The 10,011-nt window shown below is 70.3% G+C and carries 11 protein-coding genes; 8 read left to right on the forward strand and 3 right to left on the reverse strand.

Going from position 1 to position 10,011, the window contains the following annotated elements; genetic code table 11:
- Positions 1-106 precede the first annotated feature (106 nt).
- Positions 107-1,504, forward strand: a complete 1,398-nt coding sequence (locus ACFYWY_RS30990) for a gluconate:H+ symporter (RefSeq protein WP_389192366.1) — start codon at positions 107-109, stop codon at positions 1,502-1,504.
- A 48-nt stretch (positions 1,505-1,552) separates the two neighbouring features.
- Here the strand turns inward: ACFYWY_RS30990 and ACFYWY_RS30995 are convergent, their stop codons facing one another.
- From ACFYWY_RS30995 to ACFYWY_RS31005, 3 genes are all read right to left on the reverse strand, one after another.
- Entirely contained in the window at positions 1,553-2,215 is a 663-nt protein-coding gene (locus ACFYWY_RS30995; RefSeq protein WP_389192369.1) for a cytochrome b/b6 domain-containing protein, read from the reverse strand.
- Positions 2,157-2,822, reverse strand: coding sequence for a molybdopterin-dependent oxidoreductase (locus ACFYWY_RS31000; RefSeq protein WP_389192572.1), 666 nt, complete (start codon positions 2,820-2,822; stop codon positions 2,157-2,159). Before ACFYWY_RS31000 ends, ACFYWY_RS30995 begins: the two co-directional genes overlap by 59 nt.
- A gap of 190 nt (positions 2,823-3,012) precedes the next feature.
- Complete coding sequence (locus ACFYWY_RS31005; RefSeq protein ID WP_389192372.1) at positions 3,013-4,668, reverse strand: FAD-binding dehydrogenase; 1,656 nt, start codon at positions 4,666-4,668, stop codon at positions 3,013-3,015.
- Positions 4,669-4,764: 96 nt separating this feature from the next.
- Here ACFYWY_RS31005 and ACFYWY_RS31010 point away from each other — a divergent pair, with 96 nt between their 5' ends.
- From ACFYWY_RS31010 to ACFYWY_RS31040, 7 genes are all read left to right on the forward strand, one after another.
- Complete coding sequence (locus ACFYWY_RS31010; protein ID WP_389192375.1) at positions 4,765-5,274, forward strand: NUDIX hydrolase; 510 nt, start codon at positions 4,765-4,767, stop codon at positions 5,272-5,274.
- Positions 5,275-5,322: 48 nt separating this feature from the next.
- Positions 5,323-5,721: a YidH family protein gene (locus ACFYWY_RS31015; RefSeq protein WP_389192378.1), complete on the forward strand. Its 399-nt coding sequence runs from the start codon at positions 5,323-5,325 to the stop codon at positions 5,719-5,721.
- On the forward strand, positions 5,718-6,035 hold the full coding sequence (locus ACFYWY_RS31020) for a DUF202 domain-containing protein (protein ID WP_389192381.1): 318 nt from the start codon (positions 5,718-5,720) through the stop codon (positions 6,033-6,035). The genes ACFYWY_RS31015 and ACFYWY_RS31020 overlap by 4 nt, the downstream gene beginning before the upstream one ends.
- Positions 6,036-6,105: 70 nt before the next feature.
- Positions 6,106-6,435 carry a hypothetical protein gene (locus ACFYWY_RS31025; RefSeq protein WP_389192384.1) on the forward strand — a complete coding sequence of 110 codons (330 nt, stop codon included), beginning with the start codon at positions 6,106-6,108 and terminating at the stop codon, positions 6,433-6,435.
- 84 nt (positions 6,436-6,519) lie between these two features.
- Positions 6,520-7,431, forward strand: a complete 912-nt coding sequence (locus tag ACFYWY_RS31030) for an MBL fold metallo-hydrolase (RefSeq protein WP_389192386.1) — start codon at positions 6,520-6,522, stop codon at positions 7,429-7,431.
- Between the two features lie 237 nt (positions 7,432-7,668).
- Entirely contained in the window at positions 7,669-8,691 is a 1,023-nt protein-coding gene (locus ACFYWY_RS31035; RefSeq protein WP_389192389.1) for a phosphotransferase family protein, read from the forward strand.
- Between the two features lie 8 nt (positions 8,692-8,699).
- Positions 8,700-9,914 (forward strand): acyl-CoA dehydrogenase family protein, encoded by a 1,215-nt coding sequence (locus ACFYWY_RS31040; protein WP_389192392.1) that lies wholly within the window; start codon positions 8,700-8,702, stop codon positions 9,912-9,914.
- Positions 9,915-10,011 lie beyond the last annotated feature (97 nt).

Here is a 10,011-nt window from a genome sequence, read left to right on the forward strand (position 1 = left end):
CCACGTCAACTGTCCCGGCCAACCGATGGCTCCACCAGCTCTCCCCAACGCGTCACACCGCCGGCAGCCCCGACTTCTTCAGGGGCAAGTAGCTAAGGAAGCCACCGTGACCAGTCTCAGCGTCGAGACGCTGGCAGCGGACGCCACCGAAACGATCACTTCGGCCGGCAACGCGCAGTTGGGCATAGCCGTTCTCGCGGGCATTGCCGTCATAGTCCTGCTCATCACCAAGTTCAAGGTCCACGCCTTCCTGGCGCTGACCATCGGTTCACTGGCGCTCGGCGCGTTCGCCGGCGCGCCGCTGGACAAGACCATCGTCAGCTTCACCACCGGTCTCGGCACCACTGTCGCCGGTGTGGGCGTACTGATAGCGCTCGGTGCGATCCTCGGCAAGCTGCTCGCCGACTCGGGCGGCGCGGACCAGATCGTCGACACGATTCTGGCCAAGGCCGGCGGGCGCGCGATGCCCTGGGCGATGGTGCTGATCGCCTCTGTGATCGGGCTGCCCCTCTTCTTCGAGGTCGGCATCGTGCTGCTGATCCCGGTGGTGCTGCTCGTCGCCAAGCGCGGCAACTACTCCCTGATGCGGATCGGCATCCCCGCGCTGGCCGGTCTCTCCGTGATGCACGGGCTGGTTCCGCCGCACCCCGGACCGCTGGTGGCGATCGATGCCGTCGGCGCCGACCTCGGCGTCACGCTGGCGCTGGGTGTGCTGGTCGCCATCCCGACCGTGATCATCGCGGGTCCGGTCTTCTCCCGGTACGCCGCGCGCTGGGTGGACATCCCGGCGCCCGAGAAGATGATCCCCGCCCGGCCCTCCGAGGACCTGGACCGGCGTCCCGGCTTCGTCGCGACCGTGACCACCGTGCTGCTGCCCGTCGTCCTGATGCTGGGCAAGGCGCTGGTGGAGCTCGTCGTCGACGACCCCGAGAGCGGTGTCCAGCGCGTCACCGACTTCATCGGCTCCCCGCTCATCGCCCTGCTCGCCGCGGTGATCGTCGGCATGTTCACGCTGGGCCGCGCGGCCGGCTTCACCAAGGACCGGATCTCCTCGACCGTCGAGAAGTCGCTCGCCCCGATCGCGGGCATCCTGCTGATCGTCGGCGCGGGCGGCGGCTTCAAGACGACCCTCATCGACGTCGGCGTGGGCCAGATGATCCTGGACTTCTCCAAGAACTGGGCGATTCCGACGCTGCTGCTGGGCTGGCTGATCGCGGTGGCCATCCGCCTCGCGACCGGCTCTGCGACCGTGGCGACGATCTCCGCCGCCGGACTTGTCGCGCCGCTCGCGGCCGACATGTCGACCTCGCATGCGGCCCTGCTGGTGCTGGCGATCGGCGCGGGCTCGCTCTTCTTCAGCCATGTCAACGACGCCGGGTTCTGGCTGGTGAAGGAGTACTTCGGGATGACGGTCGGCCAGACGATCAAGACCTGGTCGGTGATGGAGACCATCATCTCGGTGGTCGGCATCGGCTTCGTCCTGCTGCTGTCACTCGTCCTTTAGCGCGTAGCGCCCAGCGCCCTTCAGCGCCACTCGTCGAGCTACTGGTGGCTACTCGTCCTTCAGCCACAGCGGGTGCTCCCGCTCCGCCCACGGGCGCTCGACCGACCCGGTGCGCATACCCCTTCGTGCCTCCGGGTCGGCGAGCGCCATTCCCATGTGTCCGAAGAGCACGATGCCGACCGCGAGCGACAGCCAGTCGTGCACAAAGGTCGCGCTCGTACGCCACACCAACGGCGCGAGCGAGGTGAACCACATCAGCAGCCCGGTCGCGAGCATCACCAGAACCGCGCCGGCGAGCCACGCCGCGAAGACCTTCTGCCCGGCGTTGAACTTGCCCGCGGGACGGGACGCGGGCCGGTGGTCGCGCCGCCTGACCGCGCGCAGCCACGTCCGGTCATGCCGTCCGAAGCGGTTCAGCCTGCGTAGATCGGCCCGGAAGGCGCGCGAGCCGAGCCCGAGCAGAAACGGCACGGGGAGCAGCAGCCCCGACCACTCATGGACGGTGACCACCAGATAGCGGCGGCCGACGAGTTCGGCGATCTGCGGTACGTACAGGGCCGCGGCGGTCGCCACGCACAGCAGCATCAGCGCGGCGGTCGTGCGGTGCACCCAGCGTTCGGCGCGGCTGAACCGCCGTACGCGCGCGGGCCGTTCAGACGGTGGGGGTGTCGCTGCGGCCGTTGGACCGGCCGACCCAGGCGTCGACGTCATATCCCCGCTCCTCCCAGTAGCCGGGCTGGACGTCGGAGGTGACGGTGATCCCGGAGAGCCATTTCGCCGACTTGTAGAAGTACATCGGCGCGACATACAGCCGGACCGGGCCGCCGTGCGAGTGGCTGACCGGCTTGTCCTGCATCTGCAGACAGACCAGCACATCGTCGCGGCGCGCCTGCGGGAGCGTGAGGCTTTCGCTGTAGGTGCCGTCGAAGCAGGTGAAGCGGATCGCCTTGCCCTGCGGGCGTACGCCGGCGGCGTCCAGCAGCAGCGACAGCTTGACGCCCGAGAAGGGGGTGTCGGGGACGCGCCAGCCGGTGACGCACTGGACGTCGCGTACGACACGGGTCTGCGGCAGCTTGCGCAGCGCGTCGAGGGTGTACGTCGTGGGGCGGTCGACCAGCCCGTCGACGGTCAGCCGGTAGCTCTGCTCGTCCTTGTGCGGCACGGAGGAGGCGACCGAGTAGTAGCGGAAGCCGCCGCCGTTGGGCAGCAGCCCGGAAAGCCCGGTCGGATCCTTGTCCGAGGCCGCGCCGAGGAAGGATTCGAGCCCGCGCTGCAGATACGGCGCCCCCGCGACGCCGGCCGCGCCGAGCCCGAGCATGCCGAGCACCAAGCGGCGCCCCACAGGGGCGCCCTCGGCGTCGGGGTGGTGTGTGGTCACGCTTCGATTCGAACACTCGTGGCTGCCCGAAGCCAGGGAAATCGGCTGCGCGTCAGACTTCCGTCACACTTCGTCCGGGGGAGATTGAGGCGTGGGGGTCCGGGGCGGAGCCCCGCGGCGCTGGACCCGGCTAGGCGACCGACTTCGCCGCCGCTCGACCCGCCGCGCGGCCCGAGAACATGCAGCCCCCCAGAAACGTCCCCTCCAATGCGCGGTAGCCATGCACACCCCCGCCCCCGAAGCCCGCCGCCTCGCCCGCCGCGTACAGCCCCGGCAGCGGCTCGCCGTCCTCGGCCAGTACCCGCGAGGAGAGGTCCGTCTCCAGGCCGCCGAGTGACTTGCGGGTCAGTATGTTCAGCCGCACGGCGATCAGCGGTCCGGCCTTGGGGTCGAGGATGCGGTGCGGCGTGGCCGTACGGATGAGCTTGTCGCCCAGATACTTGCGGGCCCCGCGGATGGCCGTGACCTGGAGGTCCTTGGTGAACGCGTTCTTGATCTCCCGGTCCCGCGCGGTGATCTCGCGCCGCAGCTCGGCCTCGTCGATCAGCGGCTCCTCGGTGAGCGCGTTCATGCCCCGGACAAGAGCGGCGAGGTCCTTCTCGACCACGAAGTCCGCGCCGTGGTCCATGAATGCCTTCACCGGCCCCGGCACATCCGCCCTGGCCCGCCCGATCACATCGCGGATCGACTTGCCCGTCAGGTCGGGGTTCTGCTCCGAGCCCGACAGCGCGAACTCCTTGCCGATGATCTTCTGGTCGAGCACGAACCAGGTGTAGCCGAAGCCGGACTTCATGATGTACTCGAGCGTGCCGAGGGTGTCGAAGCCGGGGAAGAGCGGGACGGGCAGCCGCTTGCCGCGCGCGTCCAGCCAGAGCGACGACGGGCCCGGCAGGATCCGGATGCCGTGCCTGGCCCAGATCGGGTTCCAGTTCTCGATGCCTTCGGTGTAGTGCCACATCCGGTCGCGGTTGATGTGGCTCGCGCCGGCGTGCTCCGCTATGCCGAGCATCAGCCCGTCGACGTGTGCGGGGACGCCGGAGAGCATCTTCTCGGGCGGGGTGCCGAGCCGGTCGGGCCACTGGGCGCGCACGAGATCGTGGTTGCCGCCGATGCCGCCAGAGGTGAGGATCACCGCCTGGGCCCGGAACTCGAAGGCTCCGGCGACCTCGCGGCTGCTCGCTGTGCCGCGCTCGGCGTCGGACGGTTCCAGGACCGCGCCGCTCACGGTGTCCAGCACGCCGGCGTGCCTGCTCAGGCCGGTGACGCGGTGGCGGAACTTCAGCTGGACGAGACCGCGCGCCACTCCTTCCCGGACGCGCCGTTCGAAGGGGGCGACGACGCCGGGGCCGGTCCCCCAGGTGATGTGGAAACGCGGTACGGAGTTTCCGTGGCCGGTGGCGTCGTAGCCGCCGCGCTCGGCCCAGCCGACGACCGGGAAGAACCGCATCCCCTGCGCATGCAGCCAGGACCGCTTCTCGCCGGAGGCGAAGTCGACGTATGCCTCGGCCCATTGACGCGGCCACCGGTCCTCGTCGCGGTCGAAGCCCGCCGTGCCGAGCCAGTCCTGGAACGCGAGGGCCCGGCTGTCCTTGATCCGCATCCGGCGCTGTTCCGGCGAGTCGACGAAGAACAGTCCGCCGAGGGACCAGTGCGCCTGACCGCCGACCGACTGCTCCGGTTCCTGGTCGAGCAGGATGACCTTGCGTCCGGCGTCCACCAGCTCCGCGGTGGCCACCAGGCCCGCGAGACCTGCCCCGATCACGATCACATCAGCGTCGTACGCCATCGGTTCCATCCTTGTCGGGGGGCCGGAGTGCGATGGGACCGATCTTCGGTACGGGGCAGTAACTCGTCAACCGTTCGCCAGTGATTGGATTGGAGCATGACCCCGGCTGACGAAATCCTGGACATCGTCGACGAGCAGGACGAGGTGATCGGTCAGGCCCCCCGCGGCGAGGCGTACGCGCGCGGCATGCGCCACCGCTGCGCGTTCATCCTGGTCAGGGACGGGCAGGGCCGGATCTTCGTCCATCGTCGTACGCCGACGAAGCTGGTCTTCCCTTCGCTGTACGACATGTTCGTGGGCGGCGTGGTCGGCGCGGGCGAGAGCTACGACGCGGCGGCGCTGCGCGAGGCCGAGGAGGAGCTGGGGGTTTCCGGACTCCCCCGGCCCGCACCGCTGTTCAAGTTCCTTTACGAGAGCGGCGATCAGACCTGGTGGTCGGCTGTGTACGAAGTGCGCTGCGAGCTGCCGGTGAACCCGCAGGCCGAGGAGGTCGCCTGGTACGACTTCCTGTCACCGGAGGAACTGGAGCGGCGGCTCACCGAGTGGGAGTGGACGCCGGACGGGCTCGCCGCGTACGAACGGCTGCGGGCGCACGGCGCGGGTTGAATCGGGCGCACCCGGGCCACTGGCCCATCCGTAGGTATGGTGCGACGCGTGAGCGACTTCGGACAGAGCCTGCGGCTGTGGTTCGCGCCCCACCGGGTGCGGGAGGAGGGCGAGACCCCCGACTACCGGTTCTCGCTCGCCAATGAGCGGACCTTCCTCGCCTGGCTCCGTACGGCGCTCGCGCTCATCGGCGGCGGGTTCGCCGTCGATCAGTTCCTGCCGGACCTGCCCTGGGGATTGCGGGCGGGGATGGCGCTCGGGCTGCTCGGCGCCGGGGTGCTGTGCGCGCTGCGGGCCGTCAATCACTGGGTGCGCTGCGAGCGCGCCATGCGGCGGGGCGAGGATCTGCCGGTCTCCCGGTTCCCGGTCCTGCTGAGTGTCGTGATCGCCGTCGTGGCGGTGGCGATGGTGGTGGTCGTGCTGTTCGGGTGGGAGGGCGGCCGTTGACGGCCGTGTCCGAGCGGGATCCGGGACTGCAGCCCGAGCGGACCCGGCTGGCGTGGCGCAGGACCACGCTGGCATACACCGTGGCGGCCGTGCTCGCGGCCCGGCAGGTGGCGGGCGGCGATCTGGGCCCGGCCGGGTTGGTCGCGGTGGCGCTCAGCGCGCTGGTCTGGCTGGGCTTTCTGCGGGTGGCCCACCGGCGGGTGCAAGCGCTGACAGCCCGGCCCAGGCCGCAAGTGCTGTCGGCGCGGACGGCGCTGGCTGCCGTGGCCTGTACGGTCGCGCTGGCGGGGTTCGCCGTAGCGATGGTGGTGTGAGGACAGGCAGGGCGTCGAAGACTAGCCTGGACAGCGGCAGATGCCGTGAATCGCATCAAAGGTGAGCACCATGGCGGCTCCCCATCAAGAACACCCCACGCACGAGCACACCCACGGTCCGACCTGCGGGCACGCCGAGATCCCGCACGGCGATCACGTCGACCACGCGCAGGACGGCCGTATCCACAAGGCGCACTCCGGCTACTGGGACGAGTGCGAGCCCGGCGAGCATGTCTCGCACAGCGGGCACGCCCACGAGCACGGACCCCACTGCGGCCACCCCGCCATGGAGCACGGCGCGGCCCACGCGACTACGCCCACGACGGACACCGGCACGACGGGCAAGACAGACACGACGGACACGACGGGCACTGGGACGACCACTGATTCGACCCCTTGAGCCCGCTCGTCCGGCTTCCCTCGCGCGGGCCCGACTGACAGGCTCCTCCTGACCGGTTCGGCCTTGACTCGGGGGAGCACTCAGTTGTCCGCGACAGATCCGTACACCGTCCAGCTCACACCAGAAGTGCACGCCTACGTCCAGCCGGACGGCGGCTGGTGTCTGAACAACGCGGGATTCGTCAGCGACGGTGAATCGACCCTCCTCGTGGACACCGCCGCCACCGAGCGGCGCGCGCGGGCGCTGCGTGAAGCGATCCTCGGAGCGGGCGTCCCGCTGCCGCGCACCGTCGTCAATACGCACCACCACGGCGACCACACCTACGGCAACGGCGTATTCAGCGAAGCCGTCGTGATCGGGCACGACTCCTGCCGCAGCGAAGTGCTCGCGGCCGGTCACCAGCTCCATCTTCTGTGGCCGCAGACCGACTTCGGCGACATCAGGATCACCGCCCCCACCGTGACGTACAACGACCGGCTCACCGTCCATGTCTCGGACGTCGAGGTGCGCCTCATCCACCCCGGCGGCGTGGCGCACACCCCCGGGGACACGGTCGTGCATCTGCCGGGACAAGGGGTGGTCTTCACCGGGGACCTGATCTTCCAGGGCGGCACCCCGTTCATCCCGATGGGCTCGCTGAGCGGGTCGCTGCGGGCGCTGGACGTGCTGCGCTCGCTGGACGCGTCGACGGTGGTGCCCGGCCACGGCCCGATCACCGACCCGTCCGCGTACGACGCCACGGAGCGTTATCTGCGGTACGTCGCCGAGCTGGCCCAGCAGGGGCACGCCAAGGGACTCACTCCGCTGGAGACGGCGCGCGAGGCGGACCTCGGGGTCTTCGCCGAACTGCGGGAGAGCGAACGGCTGGTGGCGAACCTGCACCGGGCGTACGCGGAGCTGGACGGGCAGCCGGAGGGCTCGCCGCTGGACCCCGTCGCCGTGTTCGGCGACATGGCGGAGATGAACGGCGGAGTCCCTGTGGCCTGCCACGCCTGAGCCCTACCTGGTACGCCTGTGTCCTGCCGCGCCTGAGCCCCGCCGCCCCTGAGCCCTGCCTGGTGCGCCTGCGCCCCGCCCCGCTGGAGCCTGTCCCGCCTGAGCCCCGCCTGGTGCGCCTGCGCCCTGTCCGCCTGTGATCCAGGCCTGGGATCCGGCTGCGCACTGGACTACATACCGACTGGTCGGTCATCATGAGCGGGACCGGTTCCACCCGCCCCCCCGGAGGTGCCCCCGATGAGCTCAGTCCCGCCGCCAGGCCTCGATCCCGAGCAGCTGCGCGGTTATCTCGACCGCGAGCGGCCGGGGCTGGTGAGCGGACCGCTCAGCGCCCGGCTGATCCAGGGCGGCCGCTCCAATCTCACGTACTCCGTCACCGACGGCACCGGCCGCTGGGTGGTCCGGCGGCCTCCGCTCGGACATGTGCTGGCCACCGCGCACGACATGAAGCGCGAGCACCGGGTGATCAGCGCGCTGCACCCGACCGCCGTGCCGGTGCCGGAGCCGGTGCTGCTGTGCGAGGACGATTCGGTGATCGGATCGCCGTTCTACGTGATGGAATTCGTGGACGGCACTCCGTACCGCACCGCCGAGGAGCTGGCGCCGCTGGGGCCGGAGCGCACCAGGGACGCGGTGCTCGGTCTGGTCGACACCCTCGTAGAACTGCACGCCGTGGACCCGGAGTCGGTCGGCCTGGGCGACTTCGGCCGGCCCGAGGGCTTCCTCGACCGGCAGCTGCGCCGCTGGGGCAAGCAGCTGGACGCCTCGCGCAACCGCGAACTGCCCGGCATCGACGAGCTGCACGCCGCGCTCGGCCGCGAACTGCCCGCGTCCCCCACGCCCACCGTCATCCACGGCGACTACCGCCTGGACAACGTCCTGGTCGGCGCGGACGACCGGATCAAGGCCGTGCTGGACTGGGAGATGTCGACGCTCGGCGATCCGCTGACCGATCTCGGGCTGCTGGTGATGTACAGCAAGAAGCTGGAACTGCCCGACTCCCCCATCAGCACCACCGCGGGCGCGGCCGGCCACCCGGAGGCGGCCGAGCTGATCGAGCGGTACGCCGCCCGGTCCGGCCGCGACACCTCCGCCATCGCCTGGTACACGGCCTTCGCCTGGTTCAAGCTCGCCGTGATCCTCGAGGGCATCCACTACCGCTACACCCTCGGCCAGACCGTCGGCCCCGGCTTCGACCGGATCGGCGATCTCGTGCCCCTCTTCATCGAGCACGGCCTCACCACCCTCCAGGAAGGCTGAGTACACCCATGGACTTCGCATTCGACGCGCGCACCGAGGAGCTGCGGGCCAAGCTGCTCGCCTTCATGGACGAGCACATCTACCCGGCCGAGGCGGTCGCGGACGAGCAGCGCGCGAAGCTGGCCTCCCCCTGGGACACCCCCGCGATCGTCGACGAGCTCAAGGCCGAGGCGCGCAGGCAGGGCCTGTGGAACCTCTTCCTGCCGGACGGGGAGTACGGGGCGGGGCTGACCAATCTCCAGTACGCGCCGCTGGCCGAAATCACCGGCCGCAGCCCGCATTTGGCGCCCACCGCGCTGAACTGCGCCGCCCCCGACACCGGGAACATGGAAGTGCTCGCGCAGTTCGCCACCGACGAGCAGAAGAAGCAGTGGCTGGACCCGCTGCTCGCCGGCGAGATCCGGTCCGCGTTCGCGATGACCGAGCCGGAGGTCGCCTCGTCGGACGCGACGAACATCCAGACGCGGATCGACCGGGACGGCGACGACTACGTCGTCAACGGCCGCAAGTGGTACATCTCCGGGGCGATGAACCCCGACTGCAAGATCTTCATCGTGATGGGCAAGACCGACCCGGACGGCGCGGACATCCGCCGCCAGCAGTCGATGATCCTGGTGCCCCGCGACGCCCCGGGCCTGGAGGTCCGGCGCGCCATGCAGGTGTACGGCTACGAGGACCACTCGCACGGCGGCCACGCGGAAGTCGTCTTCGACGATGTCCGGGTGCCTGCGTCGAACCTCATCGGCGAGGAGGGCGGCGGCTTCGCCATCGCCCAGGCGCGGCTCGGGCCGGGCCGCATCCACCACTGCATGCGGCTGATCGGTATGGCCGAGCGGGCCATCGAGCTGATGTGCCGGCGGGCCGTTTCCCGTGAGGCGTTCGGCAAGGCGATCGCCCAGCAGGGTGTCGTACAGAACTGGATCGCTGATGCCCGGGTCACGGTGGAGCAGCTGCGGCTCCTTGTGCTGAAGACGGCCTGGCTGATGGACACGGTCGGCAACCGCGGAGCGCACACCGAGATCCAGGCGATCAAGATCGCCACCCCGCGCGCGGTCGTGGACATCCTCGACAAGGCGGTGCAGGTGCACGGCGCGGGCGGTGTCAGCCAGGACTTCCCGCTGGCCGAACTGTGGGCGGCGGCACGGACGTTGAAGCTGGCGGACGGTCCTGACGAGGTGCACCAGCGCTCGCTGGCGCGGCGGGAGCTGAAGCGGTACCTCTGAACCGGGGCTCCGCCCCGGACCCCACGCCTCAATCGCCGGCGGGGCCGCCGGGGGGGCCCCCCCGGGGGGTTTGGCCCGGCAAAATCGAACGGCGCCG

This window comes from Streptomyces sp. NPDC002870, assembly GCF_042888505.1.
Lineage (GTDB): Bacteria > Actinomycetota > Actinomycetes > Streptomycetales > Streptomycetaceae > Streptomyces.

Bases quoted from the DNA above. Each gene is read 5' to 3' on its own strand.
- ACFYWY_RS30995 (WP_389192369.1), bottom strand. From the start codon at position 2,215: ATGACGTCGACGCCTGGGTCGGCCGGTCCAACGGCCGCAGCGACACCC.
- ACFYWY_RS31000 (WP_389192572.1), bottom strand. From the start codon at position 2,822: ATGCTCGGGCTCGGCGCGGCCGGCGTCGCGGGGGCGCCGTATCTGCAG.
- ACFYWY_RS31005 (WP_389192372.1), bottom strand. From the start codon at position 4,668: ATGGCGTACGACGCTGATGTGATCGTGATCGGGGCAGGTCTCGCGGGC.
- ACFYWY_RS31010 (WP_389192375.1), top strand. From the start codon at position 4,765: ATGACCCCGGCTGACGAAATCCTGGACATCGTCGACGAGCAGGACGAG.
- ACFYWY_RS31025 (WP_389192384.1), top strand. From the start codon at position 6,106: ATGGCGGCTCCCCATCAAGAACACCCCACGCACGAGCACACCCACGGT.
- ACFYWY_RS31035 (WP_389192389.1), top strand. From the start codon at position 7,669: ATGAGCTCAGTCCCGCCGCCAGGCCTCGATCCCGAGCAGCTGCGCGGT.
- ACFYWY_RS31040 (WP_389192392.1), top strand. From the start codon at position 8,700: ATGGACTTCGCATTCGACGCGCGCACCGAGGAGCTGCGGGCCAAGCTG.